General features: G+C 38.6%; 15 protein-coding genes and 2 pseudogenes. 4 read left to right on the top strand and 13 right to left on the bottom strand.

What is annotated here, in order from left to right; genetic code table 11:
• Nucleotides 1-37 precede the first annotated feature (37 nt).
• The 13 genes and pseudogenes from INE92_RS04480 to INE92_RS04430 all read right to left on the bottom strand — a co-directional run bounded on the left by INE92_RS04480 (nucleotide 38) and on the right by INE92_RS04430 (nucleotide 14,296).
• Nucleotides 38-499, bottom strand: a complete 462-nt coding sequence (locus tag INE92_RS04480) for a hypothetical protein (protein WP_008997737.1) — start codon at nucleotides 497-499, stop codon at nucleotides 38-40.
• A gap of 11 nt (nucleotides 500-510) precedes the next feature.
• Entirely contained in the window at nucleotides 511-960 is a 450-nt protein-coding gene (locus INE92_RS27230) for a hypothetical protein (protein WP_229096890.1), read from the bottom strand.
• Between the two features lie 72 nt (nucleotides 961-1,032).
• Nucleotides 1,033-1,241: pseudogene (locus INE92_RS27225) on the bottom strand (hypothetical protein); the annotation flags it as partial.
• 154 nt (nucleotides 1,242-1,395) lie between these two features.
• Nucleotides 1,396-2,130 carry a hypothetical protein gene (locus INE92_RS04470; protein ID WP_055236401.1) on the bottom strand — a complete coding sequence of 245 codons (735 nt, stop codon included), beginning with the start codon at nucleotides 2,128-2,130 and terminating at the stop codon, nucleotides 1,396-1,398.
• 614 nt (nucleotides 2,131-2,744) lie between these two features.
• Nucleotides 2,745-3,341, bottom strand: a pseudogene (locus INE92_RS04465) (RHS repeat-associated core domain-containing protein); the annotation flags it as partial.
• Between the two features lie 140 nt (nucleotides 3,342-3,481).
• Nucleotides 3,482-4,093: a hypothetical protein gene (locus INE92_RS04460; RefSeq protein ID WP_008644190.1), complete on the bottom strand. Its 612-nt coding sequence runs from the start codon at nucleotides 4,091-4,093 to the stop codon at nucleotides 3,482-3,484.
• A gap of 443 nt (nucleotides 4,094-4,536) precedes the next feature.
• The gene (locus INE92_RS26865; RefSeq protein ID WP_229096892.1) at nucleotides 4,537-4,998 is read right to left on the bottom strand and encodes a hypothetical protein; all 462 of its coding nucleotides are present in this window, start codon (nucleotides 4,996-4,998) and stop codon (nucleotides 4,537-4,539) included.
• 122 nt (nucleotides 4,999-5,120) lie between these two features.
• Nucleotides 5,121-5,549, bottom strand: coding sequence for a hypothetical protein (locus INE92_RS04455; protein ID WP_008644180.1), 429 nt, complete (start codon nucleotides 5,547-5,549; stop codon nucleotides 5,121-5,123).
• Nucleotides 5,550-5,558: 9 nt separating this feature from the next.
• Nucleotides 5,559-9,905, bottom strand: a complete 4,347-nt coding sequence (locus tag INE92_RS04450; protein WP_212701973.1) for a DUF6443 domain-containing protein — start codon at nucleotides 9,903-9,905, stop codon at nucleotides 5,559-5,561.
• A gap of 9 nt (nucleotides 9,906-9,914) precedes the next feature.
• Complete coding sequence (locus tag INE92_RS04445; RefSeq protein WP_055235414.1) at nucleotides 9,915-12,938, bottom strand: hypothetical protein; 3,024 nt, start codon at nucleotides 12,936-12,938, stop codon at nucleotides 9,915-9,917.
• 97 nt (nucleotides 12,939-13,035) lie between these two features.
• Nucleotides 13,036-13,137 (bottom strand): smalltalk protein, encoded by a 102-nt coding sequence (locus INE92_RS04440; RefSeq protein ID WP_151874894.1) that lies wholly within the window; start codon nucleotides 13,135-13,137, stop codon nucleotides 13,036-13,038.
• Between the two features lie 164 nt (nucleotides 13,138-13,301).
• Nucleotides 13,302-13,745, bottom strand: a complete 444-nt coding sequence (locus tag INE92_RS04435) for an N-acetylmuramoyl-L-alanine amidase (RefSeq protein WP_195435868.1) — start codon at nucleotides 13,743-13,745, stop codon at nucleotides 13,302-13,304.
• Between the two features lie 50 nt (nucleotides 13,746-13,795).
• On the bottom strand, nucleotides 13,796-14,296 hold the full coding sequence (locus tag INE92_RS04430; protein ID WP_008644168.1) for an HU family DNA-binding protein: 501 nt from the start codon (nucleotides 14,294-14,296) through the stop codon (nucleotides 13,796-13,798).
• Nucleotides 14,297-14,591: 295 nt separating this feature from the next.
• Here INE92_RS04430 and INE92_RS04425 point away from each other — a divergent pair, with 295 nt between their 5' ends.
• The 4 genes from INE92_RS04425 to INE92_RS04410 all read left to right on the top strand — a co-directional run bounded on the left by INE92_RS04425 (nucleotide 14,592) and on the right by INE92_RS04410 (nucleotide 19,959).
• Nucleotides 14,592-14,837 (top strand): DUF4248 domain-containing protein, encoded by a 246-nt coding sequence (locus INE92_RS04425; protein ID WP_004297879.1) that lies wholly within the window; start codon nucleotides 14,592-14,594, stop codon nucleotides 14,835-14,837.
• Between the two features lie 608 nt (nucleotides 14,838-15,445).
• The gene (locus INE92_RS04420) at nucleotides 15,446-15,703 is read left to right on the top strand and encodes a hypothetical protein (protein ID WP_009039383.1); all 258 of its coding nucleotides are present in this window, start codon (nucleotides 15,446-15,448) and stop codon (nucleotides 15,701-15,703) included.
• Between the two features lie 127 nt (nucleotides 15,704-15,830).
• Nucleotides 15,831-18,023, top strand: coding sequence for a VapE domain-containing protein (locus INE92_RS04415; protein ID WP_212701972.1), 2,193 nt, complete (start codon nucleotides 15,831-15,833; stop codon nucleotides 18,021-18,023).
• Between the two features lie 187 nt (nucleotides 18,024-18,210).
• Nucleotides 18,211-19,959, top strand: a complete 1,749-nt coding sequence (locus INE92_RS04410) for an ATP-binding protein (RefSeq protein ID WP_212701971.1) — start codon at nucleotides 18,211-18,213, stop codon at nucleotides 19,957-19,959.
• The last annotated feature ends 30 nt before the right edge of the window (nucleotides 19,960-19,989 follow it).

The following is a 19,989-nucleotide window of genomic DNA, read 5'->3' as shown; positions in this document are numbered from 1 at the left end:
AACCGCTTGGTTATTCATATCAGGGGATAAAATTATCTTAGCGAGTATGAGATTCTTTCTTACTGACTTGCTTCTTTTTGCTAGTTTCATCCAATGAGTATTTATTCGCTCTCACTGCTATCTTATATCCGAGAAACATTCCCAGTAAAAGTAACATTAGATAATCAAATAATACAGATACCCGATCTAAATAAAAAATTGCATACGCTCCAAAAACATAACAATAGACTTGCATTATTATTTTATCTGATTTCAAATAAAATGTCCGAATGATTCCTTCTGCTTTCAATGGTCGTTTAGGAGTCCGTATATAGGGAAATAAATAACTCATCATTCCGCCTATTAATGTAATCGCCCAAAAAATTAAGAATATTATCTGTACACTGGATGACAGATAAGGAATCTTATATATATAAGGCAAGAAGATACGATAGGCAATTAGGATTATACTACCTAACAAAGCTGTTTTTTCATATATTGCTATTAAAAGATATCTCATATATTTATAAATTAAAAGTTTATTTTCCAATCAAAATACTCCTCCCATATAGTTGGACCATATATTTCTTTTTTTTCTACTTTTTTCGTATAGACTTCATAGGAATCTTGTGACGGGTCAGGGTTGGTAACGTCTAATGTTTCCTTCGAGAATGTTCCTATAACCCCAAGAATCATGCCTACCATTGTTTTCTTTCCTCCATCTTTTGGATTTCTTTTCGGAGCCGGATCACCATTAGGCATCACCCCCGACACGTTAGTATCAATACTTTCCGCCACATTCGCCTGATTCCGGTCCAATCCTTCTTTATTCCTCCTGTCTCTTTTTCTTTGATGCTCATATTCAGGACTAATCGCATTCTTTGCCTGATAAAATAAAAGAGTTCCAAAGGCATAAGACATTTTAGGAGCATTATTTATAATCTGCCCTAATTCCGCGAATTTCCCTGATGTATATCTCATTATCTGTTGATCTGAAGGCAATCTATAAGATTGTGTGTTCGTCAAAGGATAATAGAATGGCAGAGGAAGAGGAGTTCCATTTTCATAGATCACATTACCGCAATAATCGGTAGTAGTTGTATTTCCTGCGATACTATGAACAACACGTAGTTTAGTGCCTGTGCATCATAAAGGTAAGAAATAGAGCTGCCATCTTCGAACTCTATACGGTTCGGTAAATTTAGGTAATTATATTGAATATTGATTATCTTTTTATTTAAATCTTTCGATAAATTGTCGTTGCATCATAATAGCACTACACACACTATTTATTCCTTCTTTACCTAAACTGGGCTAAGTAAGTAAAGTTATCACCAATAAAAGAAATTACCCTGATATAAATTGATGATTAGCCAACTTATGTCAGGGTAAAACAAGATAAATATTCTATATCAACTATTCTTTAGAAAAATAATCTTCTGGCAAATTTGTTACAAATTGGATCATTTGAATATCTCTATTTAGAAGAAAAGTATCTAAAGCACAACCTAGTTTATTCAGATAGATACTTTGTTTTATTCTGCTTTTTGATGGAGAATATAGCTGATATCCTCTGTCTCTATCATATCTTAAAAGGCAGGGTTGGAATTTACTCCGCTGCATAGTATCTGTTACATATTTATCACGTATTTCTTTTCTTATGATATAAAATTCTTCTTCGTAATCAAAATCTTTACTGCAATAACCCGAAGAATTATAAAAATAAGTAAAAAGAGAACTTTTCTTTTTTATCATTTCACATAAATCAAATTTAAACTTCATCCATTTTTTACCTTTCCAAAAAACATCCATTGATTCGTTCTTTATTTCAAATGAAATATCATCCTTATGCATGGATAAATATTGCAACAAATCTTCGCGTCCTGTTCTTTTTTTATTAATAGACTTTTCAAAATCACTAAATGATGAGAATGTGTTATCATTAGCATCATCTATCATTTTCCAACAAAAATTCTTCAATTCCTCGACAGATGGATATTTCAAGTTGGCGCGATAATACCATTTTACATGACTATATAAGTCAAACTTAAAGTCATAGTCAATAGAATTACCACCTTCTGAAGGCAGACTTTTGCAGCTATATATAACTAGAAAAAGTCCTGTAATTGCATAAACTAAAAATCTTTTCATTTTTCTCTATTAAAAAACAATCGGTTATATTTATCAACTAATGTATTGGCTGCAGACTTAGAATATTTTAGATGAAGTATATCAACCCCTTTTTTATTCATAAATCTAATATGGTAAGCTTTTTGCCCATTCTGCCAACCTCCAATATCTTTCGGCATATCTCTGTCTCCAACCCAATTTTCCATATACCCTTTCATTGCTCCTTTACCACCTAAGACATTATACAATCCACTACTACTTCCTTCATACTCTATATTATATTCATTTCTATGTGTATCAAGACCTAAATATCTAGATTCTTTTGAGTTTATTCCTTCAATAGAGAAGTCTGTAGTTGGATTTCCAGTATCTTCTCCTCCAAAAGAATTATTCACTTTTTTCTCTGCAATAGCAGATGTCAAAATTGCATTATCAATCTTCTGATACACAGCACCCTCAAAAGAGTCTGCCACTTTTTTACTTCCGAATAAACTATAATAAATATTATTTTCCGTATGTGTAACTCCTAAATACATTCCATTTCTCACTACTTTATTTAAATCTTTCTGCGAGTGAATATCTGCGCTATAGGAATATTTCCAAATTCCTTCTTCATTTTGAACTTTATACCAATCTTTACCATCTGGATCAATATACTTTACAGGATTATTCGCACAATAATTATATGGACTTACTCCATAATACTTTTCACTTGATGGATCCATCACATGCCATCTTCCCAATGCCGCATCATACATTCTCGCTCCATAATCATACCAATCCAGTCCGCCTTTTCTATCCAGTTCTTTCCCATTGTACTTGTAAGGCTGAACAGAGGAAGTTGAAGCAAAGATACCGCCAAACGGATAATAATGATTCACTTCTTCCACTGCTCCATCCTGCGATACCACTACCCGATTGTTACCCTGATGATCCTGTAAGTAATAATGATACTTATTATCATTCAAAGATACGAATCCGGCATCTGTCAATAAAGTCTTAGGAGTCCCATTTTCATAGATCACATTACCGCAATAATCGGTAGTAGTTGTATTTCCTGCGATACTATGAACAACACGTAGTTTGGTGCCTGCTGCATCATAAAGGTAAGAAATAGAGCTGCCATCTTCGAACTCTATACGGTCCGGTAAATTTAGGTAATTATATTGAATACCAGCAATCTTTTTATTCAAATCTTTCGATAAATTACCATTGGCGTCATAGAAAGACTCTATACTCTATTTAACTACGTTTTTCATATCTAAAAACGGAATCGAGTAAGTTGGCTTATAAGAAAGTTCCCCTGATGCAAACTACTCTATTATGATTATTTTGCACCAGAGGAAGATTCTAAGCTTTAAAAATATAAGAATTACCAAACTTCAAGCCAATAAACCACATAGTTCTTATAAAAAGTAAGCCCTTTAGTATAGCCATGCAACCATCTTTCAGGTAAGCCAATACCTGATCTAGAAAGATGATCTTTTTTCAAAAAGCGACCTTTTTCTGCATTTAGAACATACAGGACGGCATTATCATAGAAGTCGGAAGGAAACTTGCTCTCCCAAAGACGAAAATTAGGAATGGGTAATACATCAATAGATTCACAATTTTGTATTGAATCTAATGTAACTATCTCAAAAGTATCATAATTATAAGGAATAACCATTAAACAGGAATCTTTAATATGATATACCTCTTTTGCCTCTAGAGTCACTTTTTTCTTTAGTTTTTCAATATCCGAATCTTCGTAAGATATTGCCAAATGAATATAGCTTAAATACTTACCACGTGGAAATGTCAACGCCATAAGTCCGATCTTCTTGTCATCTATTTTTCTGGGAAAATGAGATACAAGAGATTTTGGATATAAACTTATTATCTCCTTATATTCCCGTTTATCACGTTCATCAGGGACAGTTTGAGATAAACAATTATTAAAACTGATAAAAAAAGAAACAAATAGTATTAGTATTGTTTTCATATAAGTTGGTTTATAAAAAATAAAAAAAGAAATTACCCTGATATAAATTAATTATTAGTTAACTTATGTCAGGGTAATACAGAGCATAAGTGAGAATAATAACATAAATAATATCTAAGTTTAGAATTTTTCATTTTATATCCTTTAATAATAGGTATAACAATCTGTGCTAATAATAATGGTAAAGTAAAAGTTATATTCTTCATGAAAGAAGACTCGTACTCATAGAAAAACAACGAGAATAGTATTTTTATAAGACATAGAATATACAGCATTTTTTGTATATACATAAGATATTTACCAACTCTTCCAAAAGACGTCATCTAATTTATTTTTAATAGGTTCAAGTATATCATAAGCATTATGTTCTTCGTTTATTTTTGATTGGGTGCCTGTTGCAGCATTACTCTAAACATACTATTTATTTTTAATTTCTTGTCCTCTTAGCGAGTATGAGATTCTTCCTTACTGGCTTGCTTCCTTCTGCTAGCTTCATCCAAAGAGTATTTATTTGATCTTATTGTTATCTTATATCCAAGAAATAATCCTATTAAAAACAATAACAAATAATTGTATAATGTAGACTTATATTCAATAGAAAAAGTTATATATACCACAAGAAACCAACAATATGCTTGTGTTATTATTCTATCAGATTTTAAATATAGTGCCCGAATTAAACCTTTCCCCTTCAATGACCGTTTGGGAATCTCTATATAAGGAAATAGATAACTCATCATTCCACCTATTACTATAATAGCTAATGCAATTGCAAGTATTACCCTAAAAATAAATATTAGAGTAGGATATTCAAATAAAAAAGAAGAAAAAATACAATAGGGGATCACCATAAAACTGAACCACAGAAGTGATTTTTTATATATTGCTATAAATAGATATCTCATATAGTAATAAGTTATTTGATAAAATTAGTTCATTTATTACATACCATCTTGTAGCTTATATCCCTCGACGTGAATTCACCATACCTTGGCTATTCACATCAAGGGGTATAATATTGAAGTTTTTAAGGAGTATTTTTTTTATTTGCTTGATCTACTATATATCGGTTAGCTCTTATTGCTATTTTTTTTCCAAGGTATAGTCCAAACAGAAGTAATATTAAATAAGCTATTGCTTTTTCGTGCCTATAGAAAACTAGATATATTGCAAAGAAAACGGCATATGTCATATCTATATCCTGTCTAAATTTCAAATATAAAAAATCAACAATATTATTTATTTTAGTATTCTTTTCTTTTCGCTCTTTATTACTTATCAATAAGTTTAACACCTTACCTATCAGCCATGCTATCCACGATATTAGCAACAATATTACAACCATATACATATAGTCAAATTCTCCAAAATCAGGATGGAATAAACAATGAACTATCATTAAAATACTATTGAGAATAGTAATCTTCTTAAATATCAGTATAAAAATATCTCCCATATATCATTTTTATTTAAATAATTCTTTTATCCAATTATAAATATTCCCTACATAATCTGTCGAATACTCTTTTTTACCTTCAACTTGATTTGTATGAGTTTCATAAGCATCTTGAGTGGGATCAGGATTTGTTAGTTCCATACATGCTCTATCTACAGCTAGACCTATTATTACTTTTCTCCCAACTTTGATTATTCTCCTTTTATCATTAGGGTCTATTTTCGGAGCCGGGTCTCCATTAGGCATCATCCCCGATACATTAGTATCAATGCTTTTTGCGACATTCGCCTGATTCCTATCCAGTTCCTCTTTGCTTTTCCTTTCTCTATTTCGCTGATGCTCATATTCCGGACTAATAGCATTCTTCGCTTGATAGTATAAAAGAGTACCAAAAGCATAAGACATCCTAGGAGTATCTGTTATTATTTGTCCAACTTCTGCAAACTTTCCTGATGCATGTCTCATTATTTGTTGATCCGAAGGCAAATTATAACTTTGAGGATACGTTATCGGAGAATAGAATGGAAGAGGTGCATAAGGCATTGGAACAGGTATTACTTGCTTTCCATCTGGGTCAATATATTTAATTGTATTGTTCTGACAATAAACATACACGCTCCAACTATAATCCTTATCCGCCATCGGATCCACCACATGCCATCTACCCAACGCTGCATCATACATTCTCGCTCCATAATCATACCAATCCAGTCCGCCTTTTCTATCCAGTTCTTTCCCATTGTACTTGTAAGGCTGAACAGAGGAAGTTGAAGCAAAGATACCGCCAAACGGATAATAATGATTCACTTCTTCCACTGCTCCATCCTGCGATACCACTACCCGATTGTTACCCTGATGATCCTGTAAGTAATAATGATACTTATTATCATTCAAAGATACGAATCCGGCATCTGTCAATAAAGTCTTGGGAGTCCCATTTTCATAGATCACATTACCGCAATAATCGGTAGTAGTTGTATTTCCTGCGATACTATGTACAACACGGTGTTTTGTGCCCGCTGCATCATAAAGGTAAGAAATAGAGCTGCCATCTTCGAACTCTATACGGTCCGGTAAATTTAGGTAATTATATTGAATATTGATTATCTTTTTATTCAAATCTTTCGATAAATTACCATTGGCGTCATAAAAGTACTCTGTATTCTGTTTTACTCCGTCTTTAAAATTAAAATTATCACCAAAAGCGGAACCCGAAACAGAATCATCAACCCTTTTCAGTTGGTTGCCACTCAAGGTGACGGACAGATTATCTACTAATCCGTAACCATTGGCAGAAGTTTGTCCATATCGTTTCAATCCCAAGATATTACCATTTTTGTCGTAACCCGTTATTTGCTCATTGAAGCGGTTGACATTCAGAGAGAGATCTTCACCCTCACCGTAAGTAGCATTTTTTAGCCGGGATAACAGATCGTATTCAAAACGATAACCACGAATATCCAGGTTCGCACTGGTTTTCCAGGTCATACTACTGATATTTCCGTTATAACAAGGTGTGCCGATGCCATCTGTATAATATAGTTTCTGGGAAAATAACGGACTTTCGATAGAAGTCAGCCAGCCACGTAAGTTATAACGGTTGGTTGAGGTTAGTGAATGGTTCCCGTTCACTCTTTTGACATTGGCGATGTGTCCCAACTCATCATAATTATACCTAAGAGTATCAGATACCAAGTCATTCACCAAACGAGCTTCTGTCAACAGACGTCCGGCATGGTCATAAGTTTTAGTTTGGACAAGTGAGATATTTTCTACTTTGTCATTGGATGCTGTAATGTGGTCGCAGAAATCATACGCCATGTTCTGAACGTGCACCTTACCATTTATATCCGTGCTACGTACTTGCACCGGACGTTGAAAATAATCATAATAGGTACTGGTACAAAGCATTTGATCTGTACCGATAACCCGTGTCATCACTCCAGTCTGCAAATTCTTGCAGTTCAGTTGTTCAGAGTCGTCTCCAAATCGATGTCCATAATCATTGCTATCTATATAATCCATTGCTGCAATGAAGTAAGAATTAGCCTTTTTATATTGATAGGTATCATAATATGCCACCTTTTGGATATTCAGGCTGTCCATTTTTAAATAACTGCTAAAAAGATAACCATAATGGTTGTTTGGCTTATCCGGAGCAAACTCAACAGATGCAGAGCTGCTGTATGACATCATACCTTTATAAATGCCAGTCACTACTTCTCTTCTCAACTTATCATAAAAAGTACATTTCCATTCGTTCCTTTTGCGCATCTCCCCATCTCGACTTCTCAATAATTTTCCGTCCTTGTCGAAATACATGTCTATCCATTCCGCACCAGGAAGTTTCTTACCTCTATAATGGTTGAGCTCATCATAGCGATATTGATAGGCATAAAGATCTAATGCATCTTTCTGCCCAAGCGTCTGTAAACTGCTGACTGCCATCGGTGGAAGAACAAAAGCTAGATTCCCGAAATCATCATATACTTGATAAGTATCCAGCGTATCTGCACCACTGATGGTACGTGATACAATGGTTTGTTCCAATTTATTGGTATAGGTAAGTGTAGGAAGCCCTGCTTCATCTTTTTTTTCTTCCACTACCAATTCTCCGGTTGCATAAAATCCTTTTTGCGACAGAACGGGATTATCTTTTTCTCCGTTCACCTCAAATAGTCGAATCTGTGATGTTCCTGAATTTGTCTGATAAGAAACCTTTTCACTATGCCCCGTAGTATGCCAGTCTTTTCCAGGATTGTATTTCTCTGTCAATCGGTTCAGGGGTGAACCGTCATACAGAGATTTTTCACAAGCATACTCATCATTATACAATTCAAGAATATGCTTTCTGAAATCGGATGATGAAACATAGTCGCCCGAACCGGGACAAACAGCCGGAAGCCATGAACAACTATCACGATACATCCTATCGTACTCCTTTCTGTTCACCAGGCTGTTTAATGCAGGAGTTATACCGTATTGTATTGTCTGTTCTGTCCTGCCGAATGGATCAAGATAATCTATTTCACGAGTGGCGCTCAACGGTCCCTGCAAATCGGAAGCAAAAGGAGTGTTAATTATACTTTTCTCTGTTGACACATAATTCTTTATATCCGACAATTGTTGAACAGACTTTTTCCCTTTCACTTTTATAACAATAGTACCATTTCCTCCTTCTGTTACAAAAAAGTAAGTACCCGGAGATAACCCAAATACATCAAGACTTGTCAAGTAATCATCTTTCTCCTCTTTCCTAACTAGATGACGGGTAGAATCGTATAAGGTGATATTGTTCAGATACTCTTCTGATATGATGGATATATCCATCGTATCTTTTATTGTGAAACGATGATATACACAAGGCCTTGAAGAAGATCCCGAAGGAACAAACATATATGGATAATAGAAAGTGCTATAATCCAGGCTATCCGAAAAACTTCCGACCTCCAAAGGGTGTTCCCAATCAATTCCCGCATTATCAACAATACCTGTTACACGTAGTTTAGGTTTCCGATATGCAGAATCCGGATAGTAAGCATGAATATAAAAATCACCTACACCACATCTGAAATCTTTAATTTGCGGTAAAGAGTTCTCATTTAGTGGATATTCATTGCTACTAACCAACGATCGATAAAGAGTTTCCATTTTTAGAATGGGATTTACACCTATAGTGTCCAAAGGAACTACACTTATCATATTGATACTATCCAAACTAAATTTACAATATACATCTCCACCGCTAAAAGTTCCGAGTCTTATTTCTTGAGAAAAATTCCTCGTAAAATGTCCTATATCAACAGATGTATATTCATTTACTCCCACCGGAGATAAATAAATGTTGGTTTCAAGCCTCTTGGTAGGTTTTTTCGTATCCTCTGACGCTACACTATAAAGCTCATATTCGCCAGGTTCTAAGACTTCATACAATACAGGAGAGTGAAGATGTACTTGTGTAAGGTCTTCGTCAAAAGTAAAATTAAATTTATCCTGATTACTAAGTACCTCCTTTACTTTGTGACTATCACTACTATAACTTTTCTTTCTGAATCTACCGGTAGAGTTTAATGGTCTATAATTGAGACGGAACGAGGTATAATCCGTGTCAGTCCCCATCATATTAGCCATAAATAAAGTGGACCTGTCCTGTATGGTAAAAGTATAGATAACGTAATTATGAAGCTCACCTTCGTAGAATATATAACGAGGAACATCACTAAAATGAGCGATTTCCGGCTCTTTATAAATATCTGCAAAATGCATCCTTTTATCAACCAACTGTGGATTATTACGACCATCCACCGCCATTAATGCGCAAAACAAGAATAAGAAAAATATTAAATGCCTTTTCATAATTATCTTTTATTTAGAATAATGATATCTGTTATATTCCATCAATTGAATGTCTCCCTTTTCTCCTCTTCTAAACCTTTTCTTCAGACGCCCTTGAAGGTCATACTGGAAAAAAGAAGTTTTTCCATCAGGTTGAGAAGTATATTTCATACCAATCTGCTGCTTATAATCATAGATTGTTATCTGGGCATGCGGCAGAAGTCTGCGTAGTTGTTCTATATTCTTAATATTAGGTTCACTCTCTTCTGAAAGACTTTCCGGTTTTCTTTTTAAGGCAGACTTTACTTCATTATAAGTACTTCCTTTTATTTCAGCTATCGGATATTTACCGTAATATGACCATAGATAAATTGTAATATCATTATGAAAGTTTCTTAGCGTAATAAGATTTCCATATTTATCATAGTTGTCATAAGCTTCAATAAAAGACGTCAAGCTATCGGTTAAATAGCTTGTCAGATCCATATTTTCAGGTAATCTTTTTAGGAGGCTACTGCCCCGCAAAGTTCTTTTTTGAATACCTGCACTACTCGTTGGCTCATAATAGAGATATATAAAATCTATTATTTTCCGTTTTTCATCTTGTGACTTCTTCAAGTACTTTATAATGGCGACCGGTTCCTCTATTCTATTTAACCGGATTAAATTGTCATAATATATAGTTGATGGGAGATTAGATGATTCTCCCGGATGCACATACTTTAAATACACATGATCCCCATTACTATTGACAGTTTCTTTTTGTGTGACAAATCCATTTGCATTATATTCATAATTATGAAGAATTGACACTCCGTTTTCATCTGTCAGTTTTTCCTGAATCAACAAACAAGGGACAGTAAATATTTTACTCGCCAGAATAGCTCCAGTACCAGTATCTATCGAAACTTCATAATCGGCAGTTTTATTTTCTACGTTATAATGATACTCTTCCTCTGCTACTTTATGATAGCGATTGTTATAGGTCGTCTTAAACAGTAGTTTTCCCCTGAAGGCTGCCAGATCGTTAGGAGCATAGTTCAGAGCCTTATCTAATACCTGATAAAAGCCGAAACTTCTTCTGTTCAAATTGTCCGGTGTTCTAGTGACAGCTTGCCCAAACTCCGCATTATCAGGGATATCTGCCAATGAAGAGAAATGATAACGACAAAAACTTCCGTCGTCAAAAGTCTCAGTGACATAACTATAACCTATCGGATATTCGGATATATTATTGAATCGCCCCATACAGTTACTGCTGATTGAGTAAACATTCAGATTTTTGGTTTCCATATAATCATAATAGTTATAACTGTATACCATATCTTCTATAGGCATACGATAGCGTGGCAGTTCATGGGTTCTTCCACTTTCCATTCCTGTCGTAGGGTCAAGGTAGTTGAACGAACGTTGCCTGTCTTTTTTTGTAACAGGGTCATGCAATGTCAGATGTTTCACACGTACCCCACCCAACGGAGCATCATAAGTTGCCATATTGGTATCCCAAGCAAAAGAATCAGTTCTTTTGGTCAGGTAATGCCGGTAACGGTTGTATTCATAATCAATCTTTTCTTCCCCTTTGGTGGGATAAGTGATCGTATTCAGCATTGTACAGCTAGAAACACCTGTGTTGACAGCCTTTCTTTGTTCAAAATTCCCATCATAGAAAAACGTATTGGCATTGTCTATTTTTTCATAGCCACCATTCCAGAAGCCCCAATGATCGACGTTTGTAGTCAACGGATCCGGTAAATCATTACTCATATTATAGTCAAAAGAGTAAATAGCAGGGCCCTCACTTTGATCATGCAAGGTCACATTTTTCAGAAAGAAGTAGCGCCCTGATGTTTCATAATCAAATTTGCATGATTTTATAACTTGGGGGGCTTTTGTCATTGTTATACTTGAGAGATAGATTAAATCATTCCCATCCGAATCACCGAAAAAATTAACAGGGAAAGTCTCGGTAATAAAATTCACAAGCACACTTCCAGTGCTAATTGTCTTCAAAATAGGGGTATACACTTTATCTTCCATCAAGAAATGATCTGTATCTTTATCGTTTATACCTATTATTTCTGCTGGTTTAGTATATCCATTCTTATCAGGTTTATAATTTATCCATCTTGTTCCGGTTACATTAGAATTCATAAATAAGTGATACTTATTTTTTTGCAGACAACTTTGGTATGAAAAGGATATACCATTATTTTTTGTCTCATCCTGGATAGAACTTAGGTACCAGGAAGTAATCTGTACCGGTCTGCTTCTTAATCTACCGGGATTATTGGGTATGCTGTATTCTAAACATGAGACGTCTCCTCCAAAATAGTAAAGATAGCCATCCGGTGTCGTGATCTTGATGACAGAGCGTTTAGGAGCATTTGTGGTACTATAATCCTGAACAGACATTTCGCTTAAATCTATCCTATATCCGCCTCCTGATATACATTTTGCATTTCCATTATTGTCGATAATAAAGCGTCCTTTATGCCGCCCGAAATTAAAATCGAAGATATCTGGAGCCATATCATATTCAGTTTCCGGATAAGGACGGTTTTTAGTAGCATGGGGAATATTCAGTTTGAATAGATCCGCTTTACTGTACTGCTTAAACTTTCCGTCGCGAATAGCAGCCAACAGACCGCTTTTCTGCTCCTGGCGAACATCATCAGGATTTCCCACTACATTTCTTGTAATAGTGCCACCCACGTTCAGTATCCAGTTATTACCTACTACCGAAGGACGCCGCCCCGGTTTGAAACCATCGGAAATATACTTGATAGACATGTTCAACTCAAAAGCCGTATCTTTGTAATCGAACAATGGGATATCCAGATCAAGCAACCCGTTGTAGTAGTTCACACTAGTGTTGCCATATTGTACGAATTCTGCTGTTTGCGGTGTAGAAAACCCGAGATTCTGCGGTGAAAAATAGTACCCTTGAAAATCGGTCGGAATAAATCCGGAACTGTTTTGCGCATATATATGTGTGCCTGTGCCTAACAGCAGGAGCAAACACAACATTTGTTCTATAAAATTCTTCTTTCTCATTTTTTATATGATTTATCTTATGAGTAATAAAAAAATAGAGAGGGTGAAATAGAAAACTTATACACCCTCTCTTCAAATGAACTAACCCTCTGTATCTTTACAGATTCATCGCATTACCGCCCAATACGCCCGCTACTGCTGACGCCACTGCGATGACTACTTTCAGAATCACATCCCAAAGGGATTTTTTAACTGCCATAACCTTACACACCTCCTTTCCATACTCTATTAATAATTGACTGATTTCAGTAACCAATTACGTTTAATGATTAGTTACTTTCAATACCCTGTTACTTCCTGAAAACCTTCCTACCTCATTTTCTCGTTATCCTATTGAGAACTAAGCTTTTACTCATCAGGAGTTCAAAACTCCGCTTTCACCTCAAAACACGGACACGCCTTGATCCATTCTTCCGGTTCAATCTCCCCGTTTCCGTTGCGGTCGGGACTTAAATCCCGGTGACCGCACACCCGGCTACCGGGGAAAGTCTCAAATAATTGATGTACCAGTAAGCGGAGTGCCGCCCGTTGTTCCGGTGTCCGCGTGTCTGCCGGACAACCGTGGCCATCCAAACCGCCTTCGTAGCAGATACCGACACTGTTCGAATTGAATCCTTTCACGTGCGCACCGATACGTTCAATCGGTCGGGTGAGGTGCACTGTTCCATCCTTGCGGATGTAGTAGTGATAACCTGTTCCGTTAAATCCACGCCGACGGTGTTGCATCTCCAAGTCATCCGGGGTGAGAGAACGGTCGGCACGGGTGGCGGAACAGTGGATCACGATCAAATCAATCTTTCTCATCATAGTGCCACTATTTTTCTTATCAGTTGTAAACATTATCTGCACTCTACGAATTAAGCTGCCGGATCCGGAGCTTCACCACTACCTCCACCGGAGTCTCCGCCACCTTCATCACCGGGATCTTCACCATCGGTTTTCTTTTTCTTGGGCGCGTCGAGATCCAGGAACTCGATTTTCTCACCGGCACGGGTAGACGTCAGATTAGGACGGACACTGCTCGAAGGACGGAAATTAATGTTCACCGTCTTGATGTTCTTCATCGTACACTCATCTTTCGTGTCCACTCCCCGCGTGGTAGCGGAAAGGCTGAATACACCAAAATCATGGATATTGACGGATTTACCGTCGAACAGCGCCGTACGCATCGCTTCTACGAGATTAGTCAGCACACTCTGAATGTCACCCAGCGACAGGGAACTTTTCTCTTTCATCGTGTAAGCAAGTTTATCCAGGTCTACACTCTGTCCCTGCGTCACAAGTTGCGGATGATACTTCACCACCCCATCAACCTTTCTCGGGTCTTTACGACCCATTCTTTTAAATGGTATTGCCATGATAAATTAAAAATTGAGAATTAATAATTGAAAAATAAATATTACAGATTGCGGTTGCCGCAATCAATATCGGAAGAGAGGAACGAGCTCTGTTTCTTTTTCTTTCGATACCTCAAAGGTAGTGTATTATAAGGGGATGAAATGACGTACTTTGTCTTACTTTGACCTAGTTTGTCTTACTTTCATTCAGAATGTATTTACTTTTATTCAGAGTGATTTTATTTTACTTATATACTTGGACAAGCGGGAGATTTTCCGTATATTTGGAATACGATAAAATTAATTTTCCGAAGATATGAAAGCAGAAAAAGAAGAGATAGCAGAGGAGCCGTTTGTCATACGTCCGTATTTGAAATCGGAGCTGGCACATTTATATAATCCGTATGTACCGTTGGTGTATGCCATGCGAAAAATGAGGGAGTGGATCAGAAATAACAAGGAATTATATGACGCAATGTATAGTGGCGGCGAAGGAAAAAACGACCACGCTTATAGTGCAAGGCAGGTGCGGCTCATCGTGAGGTATCTTGATGAGCCATGAATCTCTTTAGGGCAAGTGCTGATTAGCTATAACGAAAATAAAATTAGCTATAATGAAATCGAGATTAGCTATAATGAAATCGAGATTAGCTATAATGAAATCAAGATTAGCTATAATGAAAACAAAAGCGGTTATGGGAGTATTCTGTCCGATATCTGTTTTATAATGCCAGCCCTGCAACCGTGCCCTGTCGATATTATGATGGGACGCGGTGTAATACATGGTATCTTGAGGACAAACAGGCTGTGTGTTTTCTTATTGAATGCTGTTAGTTTTCTTATTTAATAATGTACACGTGCGCAGGCGCGAGAGAATATTCTTTTTATATAGAAAAAGCGTGTAATTGAGGTGGAGGGGTTCCACCTCAATTACACGCTTTTTCCATCAAATAAAATATATAAAGAGAATAAAAAGTATAAGTAAACGATAGGAACAAAATAAAATGTACCTTTGCGTCTTTTTAGACCAACATTTTTTAACACTAATCAAATAACACTTAAAATCATGAGAAAAAAGACATTTTTTCCGAAGGCTTCGTTTACCAGAACAAACAGGCTGTAACACTCGAAAAGGGAGAATTTCCCCAAGTATCCCCGTTTATCACGCAAATGCTTGGCACTGTCAACAATTTGTATACCAACAGAATAGAGGTAAGTCCAGGCGACCGCAAGAAGTTTCTCCTCCCCTTTGTCCATCTCTGTTATGACCATGACTCTGTTTTTAACATTAAAAGCCCCAAATACTTTGCAGAGTTGTTGTTTATGGCTGTTGATTTCAAGAAATCGGATGATTCGGACGAATCATTAAGCGTGGAAGAGATTGATTATGAGATACAAAGAATGAAAAGAACGCTTCTTGAGGATTAACACGAAAGAACCGACTGTTAAAAAACTGCTTTTTGAGTACCAAAAGCAGTTTTTTTATTCTACATGAAAAGCCGTCCTTTGCAGTGTGTTAATATTGACACGACTTACATTCATATCAATAATTAAAATGGAAAATATCTCAATAACGACATACAGGGGATTATCACTCGTATCAGGAAGTATCAGTATCCGGCAAATGTTCGAATTTATCCGGGGAGATGTCTATCGCGACAGAATCCGGAGACTCCGGGAAGCAATGGATGCAGGAGAAACGGTGAAAGCAGACCACATGAAGAAGCAACTGCCCTACTGCACCATCACAGCTACTTACGCCAAGGAAAGGCTGGCTTACAGTCTGGACAAGTATCAGGACATCATCACGCTCGACTGTGACGATATGCCGGCAGAAAAGATCCCGGAATTCCGCCAACTAGTGAACGATTGCCCCGACACGCTAGGCAGCTTCGTCAGCCCCCGGATGCACGGGCTGAAGATCTTCGTCTATCTTACCGGCAATGAAGCGGAAACCTTACGCACCGAACTGAACGCATTGGGAACCGTAGACTTCCTCACCCTCGAACGCTACCACCACCGCATATACGCCCTGGCAAGCAGCCAATATGAAAAGCTGCTCAATACCAAAGTAGACACCAGCGGAAGCGACCCGGGACGCGGATTCTTCGTGTCGCACGATCCGGACGCCTTCCTCTCTACCGAACGACTGGAAAACGTGAAGCCGCTGACCGTAAAAGTGACACTGCCCACTGAAGAAGAATGTAAAAACAAGAAGCGCAAGAATCCGGGAAAACGATCCCCGCTCCTCCCCGTGCAGGAGAATGTGTCGCCCATCGACCTGCAAGTGCAACTCGACTTCCGCAAGGCGCTGGAATACACCAAACGCAAAGAGCGTCTCGAGATAGGCAACCGGGACAATTTCTTCTATTGTCTCGGCAATCAGTGTTACCACCGCCATATCACGGAAGAGGAAGCCGTCAGTCTGGCACACAGTCATTTCGGCGACCTACCCGACTTCGACCTCGAACTGCCTTTGCACAATGCCTACCAATACACCTCAAAGACCGATCAGGCGGAAGAAGAAAGCCAACAACCGAGAATATGCCAGGTCATCAAATTTATGGACGAACACTACGAAATCAGGAGAAACGTGGTGAAAGAGCAAATCGAGTTCCGGAAAATAATACCTGATCTCCCTAAAACAGAGCAGCCGCCTTTCAGTACATTGCGCACAAAGGATGTCAACACATTCTATATCAACGCACAGATGAAGAAGATATACAGTTCGCAAGCTAATTTGAAAGCACTGGTAGACTCGGACTATGCAAAGCCGTTCAACCCGTTCATCCATTATTTCACCTCACTCCAGACATGGGACGGGAAAACAGACCACATCGGCCAACTGACAAAAACAGTGAAAGCGGCAGACCAGGCTTTTTTTGAAGACAGCTTCCGCCGCTGGCTGGTGGGAATGGTGGCATGTGCCATCGACGACGAAGCGCAAAACCACCAGTTGATGCTGCTCCACGGCGCACAGGGAAAAGGCAAGAGTACTTTTGTCCGCCATCTCCTCCCACCGGAGCTGAAGGATTATTATCGCAACGGCATGATTAGTCCCGACAACAAAGACCACCTCCTGCAAATGTCGTCCTGCCTGCTCATCAATCTGGATGAGTTTGATACACTCTCTCCCGCACGTATGCAGGAGTTGAAAAGTCTCATCACGCAAGATGTAATGAACGAACGGAAGGTTTACGACATCCAAAATTATACGTTCATCCGCCGCGCATCATTCATCGCCAGCACCAACAATCCGCACTGTCTGCCGGACATCGGCGAGAACAGGCGCATCCTGTTCAATACGTTGCTGGAAATAGATTATCACACGCCTGTCAACCATCAGGGGATATATGCACAAGCATACGCACTCTACCGGCAGGGGTTTCAATATTGGTATGAGAACCAGGAGATTACGTTTCTCAACAACCGCAATGAGGCGTTCCGCCAAAAAGATCCGGTAGAGGAGAATCTTTTCTTCTATTTCCGGGCAGCCAGACCAAACGATATACAAGCAAAATGGTATCCTGCCTCCCAGCTGCTGTCGGTATTGAGCATGAACGGACGCACACAAGCCAACGCACAGATGAAACAAATGCTGGTCACGGTATTGGAAAACAACCATTTCCACTCACGGAAGACCTCCAACAACATCACGGAATATTGGGTGGTGGAGTATTCGGCCGAAGAGCGCAAAGAAAATTCAATACGCCCGCAGCTTCCGGTGCAGACGGGGTTGGAGTTGTAGTTTTCCCCGAAATGGCAGTTTTCCCACGGATAGTCGTTTTTCCACAAAATAGCTTTTTCCTCCAAATAGTCGTTTTTGCACGAAATAACAGATAAACGGATAAATTAGTGGCATTAAACGTGTCACATTCATCCGTTTTCCGTATATTTGCTCGATATGAATGATGAATAAAGAAAGGAATCACAATATGATGAAGCAAATACCATACGGATTGACGGATTTCGGTCGCATCCAAAAAGAAAACTATTATTATGTGGATAAGACGATGTTTATCGAAAAGATAGAAATGCAACCGTCTTATCTGTTCCTGATCCGTCCCCGGCGCTTCGGGAAAAGTCTGACGCTGGCGATGCTGGAGGCTTATTATGACGTTCGGTATGCCGACCAGTTCGACGAATTGTTCGGCCATCTGTATATCGGGCAGCATCCTACGCCGATACATAACCAGTTTCTCATCATGAGATTCAATTTCTCGGAGGTGAGTTCGAATATCAATGAGGTGGAGGAATCTTTCCGGTTGCATTGTTGCGGGAAGCTAAGACATTTTCTGCAAAAGTACGAACATATATTGGGAAAGGAAATCTGGAACGTGCTGAACGAAGAAACGCTCGAAGAACCGGGAGCACTGCTATCCGCCATCAATTCGTATGCCACCCTCAAGGGAGACATCAAAATCTATCTCCTGATTGATGAATACGATAATTTCACGAATACCATTCTTTCTACTTACGGCACGGACTTATATCGAAAAGCGACGCATGGCGAAGGGTATATCCGCAGGTTTTTCAATGTAATCAAAGCCGCCACGACGGGAATGGGTTCTGCCGTCAACCGTTTGTTCATCACAGGAGTAAGCCCGGTGACGATGGACGACGTGACAAGCGGATTCAACATCGGAACGAATATCACCACCGACCCGTGGTTTAACGACCTTGTAGGTTTCAGCGAGAAGGAATTGCGCGAGATGCTGACGTATTATAAGGAACAAGACGCTCTCCCGATGTCGGTAGACGATGCGGTGACAATGATGAAGCCTAACTATGACAATTATTGCTTCAGTAAAAATAAATTAGCAGATTGTATGTTCAACTCGGACATGGTGCTCTACTGCATGAAGTCATTGATATTGCACGGAGTAAAACCGGACGAGATTGTAGATCCCAATATCCGTACGGACTTTAACAAGCTTGCCTACCTTGTCCGTCTCGACCATGGACTGGGCGAAAACTTCTCCGTCATCAAGGAGATTGCGGAGCAAGGCGAGATAGTGACTGAAATAGTCACCCATTTCTCCGCACTGGAAATGACGGACGTGGGCAACTTCAAATCTCTGCTGTTCTATTTCGGACTGCTTTCTATCAAAGGGGTGGATATGATGGGGCGTCCCATCCTGCACATTCCCAATCTGGTGGTTCGCGAACAGCTATTCAATTTCCTGATTCAGGGATATGCCCGTCATGACATCTTCAAGCTCGACGTGAACCGCTTGCGCACTCTGTTTGAGAATATGTCTTTCAAAGGAGACTGGAAACCGTTGTTCGAATTTCTAGCAGAGGCCATTCGGGAGCAGAGCCGGATAAGGGAGTACATAGAAGGGGAAGCTCATATCAAAGGATTCCTCCTCGCCTATCTAAGTATGTTCCGCTATTATCAACTATATCCGGAATATGAGATGAATAAGGGTTTTGCCGATTTCTTCTTTAAGCCCAGTCCGGCGGCACCCGTATCTCCACCGTACACGTATCTATTAGAGGTGAAGTATGCGAAAGCAGGAGCATCGGAGAAAGAGATACGCGCACTTGCCGATGATGCACGGGAACAGTTGATTCGCTATAGCAAGGATGAATGTGTGGCAGAAGCTCGTGAGAAAGGGGGATTGAAACTGGCAACGATCGTATGGCGCAGTTGGGAATTGGTGCTGATGGAAGAGGTATAATAAAGTACTTGTCACATCACAAACACCGAT

Source organism: Bacteroides xylanisolvens, from assembly GCF_018289135.1.
Lineage (GTDB): Bacteria > Bacteroidota > Bacteroidia > Bacteroidales > Bacteroidaceae > Bacteroides > Bacteroides xylanisolvens.
This window is presented reverse-complemented; position numbering and strand designations above follow the sequence as displayed.